This is a genomic window from Geobacter sp. DSM 9736 (genome assembly GCF_900187405.1).
Lineage (GTDB): Bacteria > Desulfobacterota > Desulfuromonadia > Geobacterales > Geobacteraceae > DSM-9736.
The window spans coordinates 1347073-1366194 of sequence record NZ_LT896716.1 but is presented as its reverse complement, the minus strand read 5'-3'; the positions used below and the strand labels follow the sequence as shown (position 1 = coordinate 1366194).

The window sequence follows — 19122 nt, the reverse complement described above, 5'->3', positions numbered from 1 at the left end:
AAAATTTGTGTTGACACTAGATCAATGCCTGTGATAATAATTAGGTCTTCATGGCGCGGGGTGGAGCAGTCTGGTAGCTCGTCGGGCTCATAACCCGAAGGTCAGAGGTTCAAATCCTCTCCCCGCAACCAAATCAATCAATGGGTTAGTCTTTGTGGCTAACCCATTTTTGCGTTTGCTGTACAGTATTTTGTACAGTACAAATTATGGCTGCACAGGGAAGGCTTCTTGAAAGGGCCTCGGATGTGAAAGTAAAACATGGGGTTGCCGCATGAGTGGATCAGGTGCATCACCTTTCCTCACTCAGAAATGTCACCCATCTCACCGTCAGTGTAGGAATGCCGAATTCTTCTTTAATTAACCCCTTCAGAAGGTATGGACGGTTCTGCGACAGCCTTCGGCAGAATTTTTTGTAAACTTCCGGAAAGAACGTTGCGTCAAAGATTGCAGTGGTGTCTTCAAAGGAGATAAATTCCATCGGGCGTCCGTGCTTGTCTTCCACCGTCTTTGTGGTGATCCACCATCCGACCATCGTGACGCTTTTCCCGGCATGATTGATCATCTCAATCGCCTTTATCGGCCTATAACGGAGCCATTCGTCGCGGTAGAGCGTAAGGGGATGGCGGGATACCAGGAAACCAAGGCTCTCAATCTCCTGGCGCAGAACCGCCTTCTCGTCGTAAGGGGATACTACCGGAGTCTCAGGGTTTACGTCAAAAAGGTGTCCCTCATTGTTCTGTTGAGATAATAGCTGCCAAAGCAGTGTCGGCCGTTTCTGCATCCCTTCGACGGAATCAAAGCATCCTGCTTTCACCAACCGGGCTGCATCGGAACAGTCAATTCTTACCCGCCTGTTAAAGTTGGAAAAGGATGTAAAGTCACCCCCTTGATTGCGCTCCTTCAAGAGCTTTTCCGCAGCATCCGCTTTCAACCCCTGCACCTGCATCAGCCCCACACGAAGATTTTTTCCGCAGCCTGTATAGTGTATCTCGCTCCCATTGATGTCGGGAGGTAGGATTTCAAGTCCTAGTCTGCGCGATTCAGAGATATACGCAAACGTCGAGTAGTAGCCTCCCTGGTTGGAGATGACCGCAGCCATGAATTCAGCCGGGTGGTTTGCCTTAAGCCATGCCGATTTCCCGCTCAATAATGTGTAGCTCGCGGAGTGGGGTTTGCAGAAAGAGTAACCCGCAAAAGACATGATCTGATCCCATATGGCCTCGATGGTCTTCTTGGGGACGCCGTTGTTACAAGCACCTTCAAAAAACAGTTGCCTGTACTGGGCCAGCTTTTTCTCCTTGTGCTTTTTGCTGATGATCTTCCTCAGCTGATCTCCGTCATAGGCGGAAAAACCTGCAAGCGCCATTGCAATCTGCGTTATCTGCTCCTGGTAGATTGCAATCCCGTACGTTTCGTTCAAGACCTCGGAAAGAAGTGGATGGAGCGGGTCCCATGCTTTTCCCCGAAGCCTTGCTGCGTACTCGACCATGAAGGAGTTGGCGGCGGGGCGAATGATGGAGGAGGCCTGCACGAGTACCTCGAAAATGTCCAGGGAGAGGGCCTGCGGAACGGGAGCTTCTCCCCAGATCTTCCGCAACAGGAGCCTGATTGATGGGGATTCAAGATAAAACACCCCGATCGTACGTCCGCGACGGATCAGGGCTTTCGTATTCTCATCCGAATAGGGTTCCCACGAGGCGTAGTCGATTTCCCGGCCACAATTTCTCTTAACCGCCGCCATTGCATCACGGATAACCGCTAGGGAACGGTTACCCAGGATGTCTATCTTCACCAGCCCTGAATCTTCCGCCTGGTCCTTTTCCCACTGGATAAGCGGGAGCCCCTTCCTGGACAGTTCCACAGGGACGTACTTTCGGATTTCATCTGGGACTACGACTATTCCCCCGCAATGGAGCGAAAGGTGGCGCAGGTGCCCCTTTAGTTTTCTTGCGAGTGTGATGATATCCTGCCAATCCTTCGATAGTGCTTCTCCCTGGAAAAGGGGGTGCACCGCAACCGCCCCTGCAGTCTGATCGGCTTTCCAGAACCCGGAGACCCGCTCGGTCATCTCCTTTATCTCGGTGGCTGAAAGTCCGTACACCTTCGCCACTTCCCGCAGCGCAGCCCGTCCCTTGAAGCCCACCTGGTTTGCTATCATGGCGGTTCTTTTTGCTCCGTACCGGGCAAAGGCAAAGTCGAGAATCTCATCCCGCTCGTCCCAAGGAAAATCAATGTCGATGTCGGGAGGGTCGGTGCGACCCTCGTTGAGGAACCGCTCGAAGAAAAGGTTGTGCTTGATGGGGTCTACATGAGTAATCCCGAGGCAAAAGGCTACGACGGATGCTGCTGCGCTCCCCCGGCCACAGGTCCGCTCCGAGCGCTTTGACAGTTCTTCTACGACCAGGAAGTAGTGAGCAAACCCTTTGTCCCGGATCAGACCGAGTTCTTTCCTGATGCGTGCCTCAGTCCTCGCGTCAATAGCTCCATATCGCCACAGCGCTCCTTCCCGCGCACGTCGTTCAAGCTCGGCGAAAGCTCCGTCGTCGTCATAATCCCGAAATGCGGGGAAGATGGTGCGGGAAAAGTCCCAGTCGGTGCGGCAGCCGGTGGCAATCCGCTGCGTATTCTCCAGCGCCTCGGGACAATGGGGATAGAATTCCGCCATTTTTTCTGGATGGTGCAGGGAGTCGGACTCTGTGGCGCACTCTTCCGATTTCAGGCGGGATAGTTTTGTATTCAGATGTATGGCGCGGAGAACACGTTGAAGGTGAAGGTCGCCCGGCTGGAGAAATACCGCCCGTGATGTCGCTACTGGAGGCAGTTTCAGCTCTCGGGCCGTAGCCAGAGCCGTATGCATCGAGTGGCCTGGGGAGAGTTCTACAAATATGTTCTCGATATCTTGCCGAAAGTGCCACAGGAGCCTTCTGTCGTCGCTAATCACAATGAGCCCGTTACGGTATTGGCTGACAGCAGAGGGAAGATTGAAATCCTTCCGGCAGTGGAGGTCGGAGACGAGGCGGCACAGGTTCGCGTAGCCGGTTTCGTTCCGTGCCAGAAGGAGTGCCCGATGTTCCGGCGTCACCGCCTCACTGCCGATGATAGGTGCAATGCCCGCCTCGCGAGCGGCATTGACGAAGCGGGGGATGGCGTAGAGGCCGTTTCTGTCGGTGAGGGCGAGGGAGACCATTCCCATTTCTTTCGCTGCCGCACACAGAGCTTCCGGTGAATGGATGCCCCAGTTGGGGGAGAAGGCTGAGTGGGTATGTAAATGGCAGAACATGGCGTGTTACCCGTTCCTCTTGGTCAGCGTCATATACCTGGTTCTCTCGGAATCCCAAGCCGGCGGTTCGCTCTCCGCTACCAGCTCCCTTTCCTGCTTTATGAGCCGCCTTCCCCACGTAACCGCTTCATGACCGAACTTGTCTCTCAGGTGGTCCAGTGTCGTCTGGAGGGCCATGTGGCCTGGAGATGTGTCGCAGGCGGTGGTGGAAAAGAGCTCCATCTGTGCATTTTCTTTTCCTATATTACCGCACGACAGCCGCAGCCCCCGAACCCTTACGCGACGTCTGCAGGTAGAGAGGAGGAGTTCCTGCGCCTGGGCAAACAGGGGGATGTCGAGGGAGAGGGGGTGGGGGAGGGTACGCTTCCCCTCATCGGTGACACCGTCGGTGTAGGTGACGGTGAGGGTGATTTTCCGGGTTTCCTTCCCTAAATGGCGAAGCCTTATGCCACACGCTTCAACCAGTCGAAGCAGTTCCGACGTCAGGACTTCATCGTCGTTCTCCTCACGCTCAAGGAAGGCCTCTTCCTCGATTTCGGTGCTTTTTCGGGGAGGTTGCACCGGCGAACGGTCAATGCCGTTCGCCCGCTCGTGCAGGAGAGGTGCAAATGGTCCCACGGCAAGGCGGAGTTGGGGAATGGAAAGCTCTGCTATCTGCTCCACTCGCTGAAGGTTAAGGTCGCGGAACAGGAGAAGTTGCCTCGATTCGCCCACGCCCGGGAGGACAGAGACGGGGAAGGGGGCGAGAAAATGCTTTTCGGAACCATAAAGCACATCGTAAATCCCTGGTTCGGAGAGCGTATCGGCGGCTATGCGTGAGACGAGCTTGTTGCCGCCTGATCCTGCCACTGCTTCCACCCGCAGGTCCTTCGAGATCGAACGTTCCAGCCTTGCCGCCACGTCCCGCGCCGGGCCGAAGAGCCTGCGGGATGCAGTGAGGTCGAGATAGACGCGTCCCCCCTGCGTTTCCACCAGTGGTGTGAATTCTACCGAAAATTTTGTCAGAGCTGCGTTCCCTTTTGCAAGAAGGATCGGATCGGGGGGGATTACTGCCAGAGAGGGGCATAGCCTTCGCGCCCTGAAGACCGGGGTTCCTGGTTCGATCCCTTCCGACCTGGCCTCTTCGGAAACGCACTGGAGGAGCGCCCGCTCCGAGTTAAGCGACGCGACCGCCACGGGTCTTCGTCGAAGTCGAGCTTCAGTGACGCGCGCAAGGGCAATGGGAAAGGAGGGGATAGCTATGTGGAGGATTTGCCGGTCCATCTGCGATAGAGCCGCATGGAGCCGACGATGACCCCGCGTATATGAAAATCGTCCGTCTCCTGGACGACGATAGGTGACATGGCCGAGTTGGCAGGGTGCAGCTCGATCCTGCTTTCTTTGCGCACGAACTTCTTGATAGTGATGGAGCCGTTAAGCTCCGCGATGACGGTCTGTCCGTTTTCCGCCGTAAGCTGTGGGTGGACCGCAACGTAGTCGCCCTCCATGATCCCCATTTCCACCATCGACTCCCCACGGACTTCGTACACTACGTTTCCCGGCCCCCCCATGGACGAGGGAACTTCGATCACGTCGGGAAGCTGGAATGCTTCGACCGGTTTTCCTGCCGCGACGATTCCCACAAGCGGCAGCTCGATTCCCGATGTAGACATTTCCGAAGGGAGAAGTTCGATACTCCGTTTTCCGTTCCAGCGACGGGCCACGTGGCCTTCCCGCTCCAGGAGCTTCAGGTAGTGCTGCACCGTTCCCAACGATTGAAATCCGCACCCAGCTGCAATTTCTTGCTGCGACGGCGCGAAACCTTTGCGGATGCGATATCCGGTTATAAAATCGAGCACTTTCTTCTGTTTCGGTGTCATGCTTAATCCTCGTTTGATGCGACACTATACTCGCAAGTTGTTCGTAAGTCAAGCCGGAGCGCTTTCCTTCTCTTTCTCGTCGTCGTCGTCGTTTTTCTTTCGTCATAGTTGTTGTTTTGTTGGTTGTTGTCGGTCGTTGGCACCGGATGATTCACGCTGGACCGGGGTTGGACGATTTCGAGTGCTTCTTGCGAGGAATATTCCGCGACGCTGGTAAAATATATTCATGCAATACGAGAAGAAGCACCGATACGGCCCGCAGCGGGAAAAGAAGAAGGGGCTTTGGGATGGACAACACCATCCTTCACCTGCAGCGACGGCTGAACGGCAGAGGCTTCTTCGCGAACTCCAGTCTCAACAAAAATCCCTGGAACTACGAATAGATGAACTTCGCTCGGAGAAAGAAGAACTGACGGCGGCCGTGCAGAGGTATATGAGTCTATACGATTACGCCCCCGTCGGCTACTTCACTCTGGGCAGAGACGGGATCGTTCGCGGCCTCAATTTGACCGGAGCGCTTCTTTTGGGGATGGAACGTTCGGTTCTATTGGGCAGCAATTTTAACGATTATGTCAATGAGGCTAATCGACAATCCTTTGCGGAGTTTCTGGCGAACATATTCGATGCAGAGAGTAAGGATTCACTGGAATTGACTCTTACGAAGGAACCGGATCGGCAATTCGACGCACAGATCGAAGCTATATGGTGCGAAGAGGGGAGAGAATGCAGATTCGCAGTCATAGACATAACCAAACGAAGGCAGCTGGAATACCTTTCGAAGACAAGCGAGGAACAACTGCACAAACAGTTCGAAGAGCTTGGCCAGCTTTACCATTACGCACCAGTAGCCTTATTCGTTCTTGATCGCGACCTGATTTTTTTGCGTGCCAACGCCCGATTGGCAGAGACCAACGGTATGCCCTTGGAGGCGCATCTGGGGCATTCTCTTTATGACATGCTGCCAGTAGAGATGATCGAGAAACTGAAAATGGTCTGGGCACCGGTTTTTGAGAGAGGAGAGGCGGTTCTCGACGTTGAAGTACCAGGTCATACTCGCAAGCTGCCTGGAGTGAGCCGGCATTGGCTTGCCAGCTTCTTTCCGATTAAGACGGAGGAAGGTGAAGTCATCGCCGTGGCCGGAGCCGTGCAGGATATTACCGACCGAAAACAGATGGAAGAAGAGCTTCGCGGAAGCGAGGAGAAGTTCCGCTTTCTCTTTGAGAACATACCGGCGGCTGTTGCAATGTTCGATCGTGATATGAGGTACATCGTCACCAGTCGCCGGTGGCTGGCCAGTTACGGGTTGGACGAACAGGTAGTTACTGGACGAAGTCACTATGATGTTTTTCCCGACATACCTGAGCGCTGGAAAGAGATTCATAAACGTTGCCTGGAAGGAGCATCGGAGCAGTGCGAGGAAGATCCCTTTCCGCGGAGGGACGGATCCATAGATTGGGTTCGATGGGATGTGCGTCCATGGCATGAAAGCCAGGGGAAAATCGGCGGCATCATCATGTTTACCGAAGTGATAACTGAAAGGAAACTTCGTGAACAGGAGCTGCTTCAAGCACGTCAGGCTGCCGAGGCGGCAAGCATGGCAAAGAGTCGCTTCCTTGCAAACATGAGCCATGAACTCCGTACTCCGATCCACGGTTTTCTCGGAGTGCTTCAGTTGCTTCTTGGAGGCTATGCCGGGCCGCTCGAACCAAAGCAGCGAGACTTGCTCGCCAAGGCCGATAAGGCGGCCCGATCTCTTCTCTTGATTATCAGCGATATTCTTGATTTATCCAAAATAGAGGCGGGCAAATTATCCATTACAGAGAGACGTTTCTCATTATCTGAATGCATCTCCGAATCGATAGATTTTTTTTCGGCAGAGACTCAGCACAAAGGGCTCGAAGTCTCTTATATCATTGGAGGTGGAGTGCCCGACAATCTGATTGGGGATCCTTTGCGGTTGAGACAGGTCCTGGTCAACCTTATCGGCAATGCCATCAAGTTCACCGAACAAGGCAGTGTCCTGGTACAGGTCATACCCGGAGAGAAACAGCCGACGGGGAAGCCGGTTTACAGCTTCTCCATAACCGATACCGGCATAGGCATACCGGATGACAAAAAGGATCTTCTTTTCCGTCCCTTCAGTCAGGCTGATGACTCAGAAACCCGAAGATATGGAGGCACCGGGCTGGGCCTGGCGATTAGCAAGCAATTGGTAGAAATAATGGGAGGAACCATTTCATGCAAAAGCAAGGAAGGAGAGGGGAGTTCTTTCTACTTTACCCTACCTCTGGGTGAGGCTGAAGAAAGCCTGAAAGTCGATGATTCGATTCAGGCAGCCCCAACGGAAACCGTACTCGCGCGTAGCTATGTATCAGACAAGCCTCCGTTCATTCTCATTGCAGAAGACGACATACTTGCATGTGACCTGATCAAGGAGATACTAACCTGGGAAGGATTCAAGACCGATATTGCACGATCCGGTAGCGAAGCGGTCCAGAAGTATGAGAACGGCCTGTACGATTTGATAATCATGGATGTGCAAATGCCGCATATGGACGGCATATCCGCTACCAAAGTTATACGGGAGAAGGAAAAGTCCGTTGGGGGACGCATCCCGATCGTGGCTATGACGGCTCACGCATTTGATGAAGACAGGGAACGATGCCTTGCTGCCGGAATGGATGCATATCTTACAAAGCCTCTGGACACCCAGAAAGGCGTGGAGGTGATTCTCAATCTCATGAAAAAGTAAACTGCTCCAGTGTCCGGGCCGAGTCAGCTTGGCATTCACAGATCAGGCAGAAAGCCAAAAAATGCCAGAGGATTTCTGCACGTTAACAGAACGCCTTGAGTGGAAGAGCATCAACTCCTCAGATGCACGGAACAGCTAATCTGAACTCTGCACCGCTGCCTCTGTTACAGAAGGAGACTTTACCACCCATCCGGTCCTCGATAATGGTCCTGGTAATGCAGAGGCCGATTCCTGTACCCTCATCCGACGGTTTGGTCGTAAAATAAACGTCGAATAGACTTCCGAAAGCCTCTTCTGCAATTCCTCCCCCGTTGTCGGAAACGACAACAACCCATTGCCCTTCGCACTTTTCAATTTCAACTATTATCCTGGGGTCGGGAACATTCCTCTCTAGAAGAGCATCTCGCGCGTTATTCAGCACATTCAGAATCGCCTGACAGAATTCATTACTATTGCCGACCGTCGCTATCCGTTCCCCTGGTTTCACGTAGTCAACCCCGATATTTTCTCCACTGTGCATGGTGTCGAAAAGGAGGATGGTGCGTCCTATCGCGTCATTTAGGCTGAATTCGCTTTTCTCCAAAACCGGCTTCAGAAAAGATCTGAAAACTTCAGCGGTCTCTGCCATATAGAGGATGAGGTGCATCGCCTTGTCGAGGTACATTTGGGATTTCTGGCCATCCTCCCCCTGCTCGAATGAAACGTTCTGAATGAGGAGTCCGAGATTATTCAACGGCTGCCGCCATTGATGGATGATGTTGTTTATCATCTGCCCCATCATGGACTGACGGTTGCGCTCGATCAGCATCTGTCGCGCCACCTTCAGATCTTCGCGGACACGCTGCTGTTCCTTCATTTCGGCAAGGATCACTTGCGCCTGTTCGTTCACCGTATTTTCAAGCAGCAATTTGGCTCGTAACAGATTCTCTTCTGCATCTTTGCGCTGAGAGATATCCGTGGCAAGCGTAAAAAGAAGCTGTTCTCCATCAATATCCAGAATTATGCCCGAGAATAGTCCAGTGAAACAGTCGCCGTTCTTCTTTCTTATTATTATCTCCTCATTTTGAAACGAACCGTGCTCTCGAAGGTGAGAAACCAATCTGCTACGATCCTCCGGATTATGCCAGAGATCCATTTTAAAAGAGGTATTACCCATGACTTCATGGCGGCTAAACCCGAGGGTGCTGAGGAAGGTATCATTTACTTCGATATATCTGCCGTCGGGAATTGTACTTATGGCAAACAGAATGGGGGCGTTGTGAAACACGGTAGAAAAGCAGGATTCGGAGGTGGTTGATGCACTTCCGTTTCTGCTGAACAGGCGAGACAGAATTCCAGCGGGCATGAACCACCTTGAAGAAGATATAATAAAAATCTCATACTATAAATAAAGCATGAAGTAAAGACTGGCGAACACTTTCGGTCAAAGGCTGGTCAAGATGCTTAATCTCATGAAGAATTGATCGCCATCAGAAACAGACATCCCTTTCCAGATCACGATGGCAACATTGGCGTCTAATAATAAAAATAGTTTTTTAAGCGGTGAATTACGTATCTGGACATCTTATCGACAGGGGCTGTGGATAAGTGGCTTCCTCCTGTGGATACCGTTATGAAAAATCTTCATTCAACAGGTACTTTAGCGTACTGCACAAAGGTTGAGCACATTGCTTAAGCTGCTGAAATTACATGTCAATATGTTTTTTGAGTGTATGCTCGCGCTGCTTTTTTTTAGTCGGGATGGTAGCTGCGGAAAATCCGTTCGGAGACGTTGAAAACTTAAAGCATAACTTGAGCGTTTGAACCAAATAAAAGTTGTGAGACTGCAGGTACAGCTTCGGTCGGTGCCGAACCTTTTTTATTAGAGAGGCTTTCCTTGTACCAATCTTGTAGGAATCGTAAGGAACCAGGTGCCCCTACTTCCCATACCATCAATAATTGTTAGAATTTATAAATCAATGATGGGAGGGCTGTATGGCCAGAGCGATGAACGATCCAACGAGTGGTGAGATCAACATTCCTGAGAGGATACCGCTGTTGCCGCTTCAGGATACCGTGATTTTTCCGATGATGCGGCTGCAACTCACTGTGGAACGGGATTTTTCTCTTGCTGCAGTGCAGCAGGCACTTCTGCAAGACAGACTCATTTTTCTGGTGGCGCAACGTGAAGCTTCCAGCGCCGATCCAACTGCTGAAGACCTGTACCAGGTCGGTACGATCTGCATCCTCCTCCACTCAATGCCTCAGGAGCACGGTGCGGTGATTCTGGTCCAGGGCATTTCAAGAGCCTTCATTACCACGATCTGGCCTGAGAGAACCTACAGGATGGTTTCCGTCGAACATCTCCACGATGTGGAGGTGGGGCATACCGTGGAGGAGAGAGCACTGGTAAGGAATGTCGTCGAACGTTTCGGCGCTATCGCGCTATCCGGGGACACCATACCCCAGGAGCTCGTATATTTTCTTCAGGGTATTAACGATCCTGTCGTGGTGGCTTTTTCGATTGCAGGGAACCTGCGTCTTTCGGTGTTAGAAGCGCAGTCCATTCTCGAATCCACCGATCCGGCCCGGCGCCTGCTGATTCTCGACGACATTCTGTCACGAGAGGCGGAAGTGGTGTCGATGCAGAACCGGCTCAAGTCGACCGTGGATGAAGAAATAAAGAAGCACCAGAAAGAGTATTATCTCCGCGAACAGTTGAAGGCGATCCAGAACGAACTCGGCGGCAGCAGTGCTCGTTCGGACATTTCGGAGATGAAGGAGAAGATAGTAGACAAACAGATGCCGGAGGTCGCCGAAAAAGAGGCCCTCAGGCAACTGGCTCGCCTGGAGCGGATGCCCCAGGAGGGGCCGGAAGCTGAAAGTGTTCGCAACTACCTGGACTGGATGATCGATCTCCCATGGAACACCTTCAGCGACGATTCAATAGATATAGGAGAAGCAAGGGAGGTCCTTGATGAGGACCATGCATTCCTCGAAAAAATAAAGGAGCGCATTCTGGAGTTCCTGGCAGTGCACAAGCTGCAGAAGACTACGAGGGGGTCGATCATCTGCTTCGTGGGTCCTCCGGGGGTGGGAAAGACTTCCCTCGGCAAATCCATCGCCAGGGCAATGGGAAGGAACTTCGTACGGATTTCCCTCGGTGGAATACACGACGAGGCCGATATCAGGGGGCATAGGAGAACTTACATCGGTGCCATGCCCGGGCGCATAATCTACTCACTGAAGCAGGCGGGGACAAAGAATCCCGTGTTCATGCTCGATGAGATCGACAAGATCGGCAGCGACTTCCGGGGGGGAGATCCTTACTCGGCTCTGCTGGAGGTGCTTGATCCGGAGCAGAACAACAGTTTCACCGATCACTACCTCAATGTCCCCTTCGATCTCTCAAATATCGTTTTCATCACTACAGCCAACACCATCGAACGTATTCCGCCGCCTCTTCTCGACAGAATGGAGATGATACATCTGGCGGGTTACACCGAGGAGGAAAAGCTGGATATCGCGCTTAGGTATCTCGTTCCGAGGCAGATAGAGAAGAACGGGCTGGAGCCGGCGCAGGTAGCGTTCATGCCTGAAGCAATCGGAGCCATAATCTCGAGATATACCCGTGAAGCAGGACTGCGGAACCTTGAACGGGGCATCGGGAAGATTTGCAGGAAAATAGCCAAGAAGGTAGCGGAGGGTTCCCTTGCGAAGTATGTAATAAGCGCTGGCGATGTGGAGGAGCTTATGGGGGAGCCCCCGCGGATGTTCGATACGGAACTGGAGCAGGACGAAGTCGGGACGGCGACCGGTCTGGCCTGGACACCTGCAGGAGGCGAAATTCTTTTTGTCGAGGCGATAGCGATGGAAGGAAAGCCTACGCTTCATCTGACCGGTTCGCTGGGAGAGGTAATGAAGGAATCCGCGGATGCGGCCCTTTCCTATATCCGCGCCAATGCCGACCGCTTCAACATTCCGGCGGAGCGGTTTCGCGCGACATCTCTCCACATCCACGTCCCCGCGGGAGCTCTTCCGAAGGACGGGCCGTCAGCCGGAATCACCATGGCCACGGCAGTACTCTCGACGCTGATCAGGAAACCTGTCCGACGGGAGGTGGCGATGACGGGGGAGATTACGCTCCGGGGGAAAGTCCTCCCTATCGGAGGGATAAAGGAGAAGATCCTCGGTGCTGTCCGGGCAGGAATCAGGGTGATCATGATTCCTGAGGGGAATGTGCGCGACCTTGCCGACATTCCGCAGCAGATCCTTCAGAAGGTGGAGATTATCCCAGTCAGAAGCGTCGACGACGTCTTCGAGAAAGCTTTCGTCGCAGTTCCGGCAAGAGCGGAAGCGATTACCGCCGGGTCAGACATCGCTGCTCAACTCCAGGCACCGGAAGTTGCTGATCGAAAAATGGAAGCTTGAGTCCAATGCGCATACAAAGGGACCACCCTTTAGAGAAAGGAGCCAGCATGGCCGGTATGATGAAAACCATGGACGGCAATACTGCAACCGCGTATGTGGCGTACGCTATGAGCGAGACGGCAGCCATCTACCCGATCACTCCATCGTCGGGGATGGGGGAGGTTTCGGACGAGTGGGCGGCCGAGGGGCGAAGGAACATATTCGGGCAGCCCCTTAAGGTACGTCAGCTTCAGTCGGAGGCCGGGGCTGCGGGTTCCGTGCACGGGTCGCTCGTCGCCGGCGCCCTCACCACTACCTTTACTGCCTCGCAGGGCCTTCTCCTCATGCTCCCCAACATGTACAAGATTGCCGGAGAGCTGCTGCCGGGGGTGTTTCACGTCTCTGCCAGAGCTCTTGCGACACATGCGCTCTCCATCTTCGGTGACCACCAGGATGTCATGGCCGCCCGGCAGACCGGTTTCGCACTTCTCTGCTCATCCTCAGTTCAGGAATGCATGGACCTGGCACTGGTAGCTCACCTTTCCGCCATCGACGCGAGCCTTCCGTTCCTGCACTTTTTCGACGGGTTCCGTACCTCACACGAGGTGCAGAAGATCCAGGTGATCGAATATGACGACATGGCCCGTCTGGTGGACTGGACAAAGCTGGCAAAATTCCGGAAACGTGCCATGAATCCGGAGCACCCTGAACTGCGAGGCACTGCCCAGAATCCTGACATCTATTTTCAGGGGAGAGAGCGGGCGAACCCCTGGTATCTGGCGGCTGCCTCGATAGTCGCAAACAACATGGAGAAAGTCGGGGCGCTGACAGGGCGGCACTACAAGCTATTCGATTATGTCGGCGACCCCACTGCTGAACGGGTGATCGTTGCGATGGGGTCTTCCTGCGAGACGATCGAAGAGGTGGTGAAGCATCTACTTGCCCGGGGCGAGAAAGTAGGGCTGGTAAAGGTGCGGCTGTACCGTCCTTTCGATGCGGAGGCTCTCCTTGGTGCGATTCCAGCCACCGCACAGAAAGTTACGGTTCTCGATCGTACGAAAGAGCCGGGATCCCTGGGTGAGCCTCTCTATGCGGATGTCTGCGCAGCCTTCGTCCAGCGGGGCGGAGACATACCCCGGATATACGCAGGCCGGTACGGTCTCGGTTCCAAGGAGTTCCGTCCCGTCCATGTCAAAGCTGTATTCGACAATATGGACGGCTCTCCCGGCAAGCGCCACTTCACCGTCGGGATAGAGGACGATGTGACTGAAATGTCCCTTCCTGTTTGCGGGACGCTCTCCACCACGCCGGAAGGAACCATACAGTGCCGCTTCTGGGGGATGGGTGCCGACGGAACCGTCGGAGCCAACAAGGCTGCCATCAAGATCATCGGCGACAACACCGACATGTACGTCCAGGCCTACTTCGCATACGATTCCAAGAAATCGGGTGGCATAACCGTTTCCCACCTGCGCTTCGGCAAAAGCCCGATCCAGTCCACATACCTGGTGGACACTGCCGACTTCGTCGCCTGCCACCAGTCACCCTACGTTCAGGTTTACGACGTACTGGAGGGGATAAAGGATCGTGGCATCTTTCTCCTCAACTCACCGTGGAAAACCGTGGCGGAAATGGAGGCGAACCTGCCGGCAACCATGCGGCGTACCATTGCCGAGAAGCAGCTGAAATTCTTCAATATCGATGCGGTCAGTATAGCGACTGCGGCCGGGCTCGGGGGCCGGATCAACATGATCATGCAGACCGGCTTTTTCAAGCTCTCAAGGGTTCTCCCATTCCAGCAGGCATTGGCACTCCTCAAGGACTCCATCAGGGCGGAGTACGGAAGGAAGGGGGAGGCTGTAGTGGATATGAACCTTAACGTCGTCGACCTGGCAGTGGAGAACATGGTGGAGATACTCTATCCCGACGCGTGGCGAGATGCTTCCGACAGCTGCGGGCTCGACTTCCGTCTGGAGCAGACGATGCCGCCCTATGTACGGGACGTCATCTTCCCGATCCTGCGGCAGAAGGGGGATGAGGTGCCTGTATCGGCTTTCGCTCCCGACGGAGCTTTTCCATTCTCGACGTCACGATACGAGAAACGGGGGGTTGCCATCAATGTTCCCGAATGGATCAAGGAGAACTGTATCCAGTGCAACCAGTGCTCCTTCGTCTGCCCCCACGCGACCATCCGCCCCTTCCTGGCGGACGAACAGGAGACGGCTCTGGCGCCGCAGACGTTCGAGACCCTCCCTGCCGTAGGAAAGGAACTTTCCGGGTACAGCTACCGGATACAGGTTTTTCCTCTCGACTGCATGGGGTGCGGCAACTGCGCCGACATCTGCCCCGCCAAGGTCTCCGCTCTGGTGATGAAGCCCATCGAAACGCAGGCAGCAGTCCAGGAGGAAAACCGGAAGTTCGCCGAGAGCCTGGGCTATAAAGGTCATCTTTTGAAACGGGAGACGCTCAAGGGCAGCCAGTTCCAGCAGCCGCTTCTGGAGTTCCACGGCGCCTGCTCGGGGTGCGGTGAAAGCCCATACGTCAAGCTTATCACGCAGCTTTTCGGCGAACGGATGATGATAGCCAACGCAACCGGGTGCACCTCCATCTGGGGGGCGTCTGCCCCCGTGAGCCCCTACCGGACCAATAAGGATGGCCACGGCCCGGTCTGGAACAACTCCCTTTTTGAGGATGCTGCCGAGTTCGGATACGGTTACCATCTTGCCATCTCCCAGCGCCGGGCTCATCTCGCAGACAAGGTGCGTCAGGTCCTGACGGACGGGATACCGGGGGAGGTGAGGGAAGTGCTGGCGGCGTGGCTGGATGGTATGGATGATCCTAAGCTTTCCCGTGTGCAGGGTGACCGGCTTAAGGAACTTCTTCCTGCAGTTTCGGAAGGGCATCATCTGCTCAGAGACATCGCCGCTTCCACGGACCTCTTTACCAAGAAATCGATCTGGATTTTCGGCGGCGACGGGTGGGCCTATGATATCGGTTTCGGCGGCCTCGACCACGTCATCTCCACAGGGGAAGACGTGAACATCCTGGTGATGGATACCGAGCTCTACTCAAACACCGGCGGGCAGTGCTCCAAGGCCACCCCTCTCGGATCGCTCGCCAAATTCGCAGCGGCGGGGAAACGGACATCAAAGAAGGATCTCGGACGCATGGCGATGACCTACGGCTCCGTTTATGTCGCTTCCGTTTCCATGGGTGCAGACAAAAACCAGACCTTAAAGGCGATACTGGAGGCGGAGGCCTACCCCGGGCCGTCAGTGATCATCGCCTACTCCACCTGCATCAACCAGGGGCTGAGGAGGGGAATGGGGAAGTCAATGGACGAAGCCCAGCTGGCCGTGAAATCCGGGTACTGGCCGCTCTACCGGTACAACCCCCTTCTCAAGCTCCAGGGTAAAAACCCATTCATCTTCGAGTCGAAAGAGCCGGACGGTTCACTGCAGGCATTCCTGTCGGGAGAGGTCCGATATGCGGCCCTGGAACGGATGGATCCGGAGGCTTCACGAGAGCTGCGCGGGATGCTGGAGCAGGAGATCCTGGAGCGGTTCTCGATACTCAAGAACATAGCCGAATGGCGCCCCACGGAAGGGGACGTGCCCCCCGAAGGAGGTAGGAAACACGATCGTGTTCCGGCCGCAGCAGGCGCCGCCGAAGAGCCTGCACCGGTCTGTGTCAGTGCGACAAGTGACGCTCGCTACAGCCGGCCAGGCGAACCCGAAGAGCCGTGCGACGACGGCAGGGCTGGAATTGACAAGGAAACGATTTAACGGTGAGCAGCATGAGAGCGTTGCTTCGTGGATTGATTGCCCCGGCAATTCTGATGCCGGGGCGCTCCCATTAACGCACAAGCAGCTATCAAATCAATGCGAGGGTCAGATCTTTACAGACTTTGAACCGCAGGAGCTAAAGCCTCGGCCCGCTTAGTGTTCGAGAGAAGCCCATGCCGGGATAATCGAAGGTAAGATCTATGGCATAGACATTTCCTGCTGGATCCAGATGAAATCTGTCTTCCTCTATGGCCATGGTGGTGCCTTTACCCGATGTGACTACTGAAGTGAAGGCGAAAATGGAGCCTCTGTTAGTGCCGGGGTCAAGTCTCCATGATATCGTCTCCGAATCTCCGTCGTCACGGGACAGGGCTGCATAGATTCCGGAGTCACCTACTTTTGCAGTAGGCGGGAGTGCACGTTGTGATAAAGGTGTCGAAACCGAGCCATTCCGGTTGGCTACTCTCACCAGGCACCCCCTGGAGATAGAGAGGTATGCCGTTCTCGTTCCTGCTCCCCAGGCACCGGTTGCTGTATCTGTTACGGAGAGGTATTGACTGGCTACCTTCACTGTCTCTGATTCCATTGTAGTCTCAGGGTTGACCGTAAAGCGCATGGTACCCGTGTAACTGATGCCATTGGAGTCGTTGCCGGTCAGACCGAAGCTTGCTGTGCTTCCGGGCGTTCCCGTTGCTTCCACGAAATTCTTCAAATGTGTAAGGTCGGTCGTCGTACCGGTGGAGGTCAATGAGAGACCGGCGCCTCCATCGTTTTGGTGGCTGCCGCAAGCTGGAAGAAACAGGACGAGTGGCAGCAGGAACAGCATGATTTTTTTCATGGCTCCCTCGCTTTGGTTAATAAACGCAAGCTAATGTTACAGCGTTTTGACTACGATTCAAGGGTAGGCATTAAGAAGAGTCATATTCTCCAGAACCGGCTCACCCGGTCCTGCTCGGAACAAAATACAGCGAAGTAATAACAAGCATAACAGGTGTTGCGTTTATGCTGCGCCTCGGCTATCTTCGCACCTTTGCAGATTCCCACAATGGAGAGTGAGCACATGATAGACAGGAACCGTCTCTTCGGTACCTTCATGGACATTTGCGCTACCGACTCGGAGCCGAAAAAGGAGCGCCTGCTGGCGGAGAAACTGACGAGGCACCTGCTGGAGCTTGGCTTCGTCGTTACGGAGGATGATGCGGGGGAGAAATCTGGCGGTGACACGGGAAACCTGTTCGGGCGGCTTGAGGGGAGAGGGGGAGGGACACCTCTGCTCTTTTCATGTCACATGGACAGGGTATCGCCGGGAAGAGGCGTCAGACCGCGAATCGAAGGAGATTTCATCGTAAGTGACGGAACTACGGTGCTCGGAGCCGACGATGCCGCCGGCATAGCGGCGATCCTGGAAGCTCTAACAGCGATTAAGGAGAGGAACCTCCCGCACCCTACCGTTGAGGTCGTCTTCACCGTTGCCGAAGAGCTGGCACTTGTCGGTTCCCGGTTTTTCGATCTCGGCAGGGTTGCCGCCCCATGCTGTTTCGTGCTGGACGCCAGCGGCCCTGTAGGGGAGATAGTCATACAGGCGCCGGAGCAGGCGAAGATACAGGCGGTTTTCAATGGTCGCAAGGCTCACGCGGGCTTCGCTCCCGAAGAGGGGGTCTCCGCCATTCTGATGGCCGCCGCTGCCATCAGCCGGATGAAGCTCCTTCGCGTCGACCCGCAAACAACCGCGAATATCGGGAGCATATCTGCCGCCGGCCCTACCAACATCGTTCCTGATCGATGTGAACTGGAAGCAGAGGCCCGCTCTCTGGATCCCGAGAAATTGCGGGTTCAGGTAAACCTGATGACGGAGGCGATGAGGAGCGCGGCGGCCGCGCAGGGGGGCAGCGTCGAGATAACGGTGACCTCCTGTTATCCCGGATATACGCTGGCAGAAGATTCTCAGCCGGCACGGCGTGCTGCTTCTGCTGCACAACGAGTCGGCCTGCCGGTGACGTTCAAGTCGACTGGCGGCGGTTCCGATGCCAATATCTTCAACAGCGGCGGACTGCCATCCGTTGTGTTGAGCTGCGGCTACGAAGCGGTACATACCACGGCTGAGCGGATTGCCCTCGATCAGCTGGCCTCGTTGGCAGATTGGGTGCTGGCTCTGATCTCAGACGGGGCAGATGGTGGTCATAGTACCAGTTGAGCCGAACCTCTGGAGCGGACCTCTGCTGAAGATGCTTCAGTACTGCTCAGAGCCTTCGCAGACGGCACAGTGAACCTCTCCGCTTTCCCTATCCGCTTCCATTTCGGTCCCGCATACTTCGCACACCACCTTGGGGTCTTCAATGGTTTCCCATATGCGGACCTTTTCTCCTCGACGGACGAGTACTCTCATGGAATCCTCCCGTTGCAGTGATGGGGTGTCTAATTGCCTTTCCGACATTTCTTCCTGGCGCCGGCTTTCTAGTAAAAGATCTCTGCTATTGTTATAGCATGACATTTGAATCCTTCATTACCAGCTACGGGTACGCCGCCCTTTTCGCCGGAGTCCTGCTTGAAGGCGAGACGGTAGTTATCGTCTCCGGATTGCTGGCGTATCAGGGGGACCTGCGGCTTTCTCTAGTCATTCTCATTGCTTGCACCGGAGCTTTCCTTGTCGATCAGGCCATGTTCCAGTTGGGGAGGCACAAGGGGCAAGCTATTATCGAGAGGAGGCCACAGTGGCGGTCTCGGATCGAAAGCGTGAGAAGGTTTCTCGTGAGATACCATATAGTGGCCATCATTGGCTATCGTTTCATCTACGGTATGCGCACGGTAGCTCCCCTTCTCATCGGCACGAGCGGGTTCAGTACCCGCAGGTTCATGATCCTCAACATGATCAGTACCTTCATCTGGGCTTCAGTGGTTGCATGCGCCGGCTATTTCTTCGGAAGCGTCATACGGCTGTTCCTGGAAGATGTACACCGTTACCAGTGGATCATAGTCCTGGTGATCCTTCTGCCGGCCGGGATGATCTGGTTCTACAGGTACCGGATCAGAAAACAGTAGGCGGGGGTGATGAGCGAC

At 54.6% G+C, this 19122-nt stretch carries 11 protein-coding genes and 1 tRNA gene; 6 read left to right on the top strand and 6 right to left on the bottom strand.

All coding sequences use genetic code 11. The annotated features are described in order from the left end of the window. Positions 1 to 54 precede the first annotated feature (54 nt). Positions 55 to 131, top strand: a tRNA-Met gene (locus CFB04_RS06390). Positions 132 to 289: 158 nt separating this feature from the next. On the opposite strand, the gene CFB04_RS06385 is transcribed toward CFB04_RS06390, so the two are convergent. Genes CFB04_RS06385 through lexA form a run of 3 tightly spaced genes read right to left on the bottom strand, consistent with a single transcriptional unit; the run spans position 290 to position 5139 of the window. After that, the gene (locus CFB04_RS06385) at positions 290 to 3280 is read right to left on the bottom strand and encodes a DNA polymerase III subunit alpha (protein ID WP_088534502.1); all 2991 of its coding nucleotides are present in this window, start codon (positions 3278 to 3280) and stop codon (positions 290 to 292) included. Between the two features lie 6 nt (positions 3281 to 3286). Then, positions 3287 to 4543, bottom strand: coding sequence for a DNA polymerase IV (locus CFB04_RS06380; RefSeq protein WP_088534501.1), 1257 nt, complete (start codon positions 4541 to 4543; stop codon positions 3287 to 3289). After that, on the bottom strand, positions 4519 to 5139 hold the full coding sequence (gene lexA, locus CFB04_RS06375; RefSeq protein WP_088534500.1) for a transcriptional repressor LexA: 621 nt from the start codon (positions 5137 to 5139) through the stop codon (positions 4519 to 4521). The genes CFB04_RS06380 and lexA overlap by 25 nt, the downstream gene beginning before the upstream one ends. 226 nt (positions 5140 to 5365) lie before the next feature. Between lexA and CFB04_RS06370 the strand changes: the two genes are divergently transcribed. Then, complete coding sequence (locus CFB04_RS06370; protein ID WP_088534499.1) at positions 5366 to 7891, top strand: PAS domain-containing hybrid sensor histidine kinase/response regulator; 2526 nt, start codon at positions 5366 to 5368, stop codon at positions 7889 to 7891. A 118-nt stretch (positions 7892 to 8009) separates the two neighbouring features. Here the strand turns inward: CFB04_RS06370 and CFB04_RS06365 are convergent, their stop codons facing one another. After that, on the bottom strand, positions 8010 to 9236 hold the full coding sequence (locus CFB04_RS06365; RefSeq protein ID WP_088534498.1) for an ATP-binding protein: 1227 nt from the start codon (positions 9234 to 9236) through the stop codon (positions 8010 to 8012). 629 nt (positions 9237 to 9865) lie between these two features. On the opposite strand from CFB04_RS06365, the gene lon reads away from it, so the two are divergent. Both lon and nifJ read left to right on the top strand, forming a co-directional pair. Further along, positions 9866 to 12301 carry an endopeptidase La gene (gene lon, locus CFB04_RS06360; RefSeq protein WP_088534497.1) on the top strand — a complete coding sequence of 812 codons (2436 nt, stop codon included), beginning with the start codon at positions 9866 to 9868 and terminating at the stop codon, positions 12299 to 12301. 47 nt (positions 12302 to 12348) lie between these two features. Next, the gene (gene nifJ, locus CFB04_RS06355; protein WP_088534496.1) at positions 12349 to 16065 is read left to right on the top strand and encodes a pyruvate:ferredoxin (flavodoxin) oxidoreductase; all 3717 of its coding nucleotides are present in this window, start codon (positions 12349 to 12351) and stop codon (positions 16063 to 16065) included. 136 nt (positions 16066 to 16201) lie between these two features. Here nifJ and CFB04_RS06350 read toward each other — a convergent pair whose 3' ends face one another. Further along, on the bottom strand, positions 16202 to 16903 hold the full coding sequence (locus tag CFB04_RS06350) for a hypothetical protein (protein ID WP_088534495.1): 702 nt from the start codon (positions 16901 to 16903) through the stop codon (positions 16202 to 16204). A gap of 222 nt (positions 16904 to 17125) precedes the next feature. Here CFB04_RS06350 and CFB04_RS06345 point away from each other — a divergent pair, with 222 nt between their 5' ends. Beyond that, positions 17126 to 18259 carry a M20/M25/M40 family metallo-hydrolase gene (locus tag CFB04_RS06345; RefSeq protein ID WP_088534494.1) on the top strand — a complete coding sequence of 378 codons (1134 nt, stop codon included), beginning with the start codon at positions 17126 to 17128 and terminating at the stop codon, positions 18257 to 18259. Positions 18260 to 18295: 36 nt separating this feature from the next. Here the strand turns inward: CFB04_RS06345 and CFB04_RS18035 are convergent, their stop codons facing one another. Next, positions 18296 to 18451: a hypothetical protein gene (locus CFB04_RS18035; protein WP_172825445.1), complete on the bottom strand. Its 156-nt coding sequence runs from the start codon at positions 18449 to 18451 to the stop codon at positions 18296 to 18298. A gap of 98 nt (positions 18452 to 18549) precedes the next feature. Here CFB04_RS18035 and CFB04_RS06340 point away from each other — a divergent pair, with 98 nt between their 5' ends. Beyond that, positions 18550 to 19104: a DedA family protein gene (locus CFB04_RS06340; RefSeq protein WP_157698738.1), complete on the top strand. Its 555-nt coding sequence runs from the start codon at positions 18550 to 18552 to the stop codon at positions 19102 to 19104. Positions 19105 to 19122 lie beyond the last annotated feature (18 nt).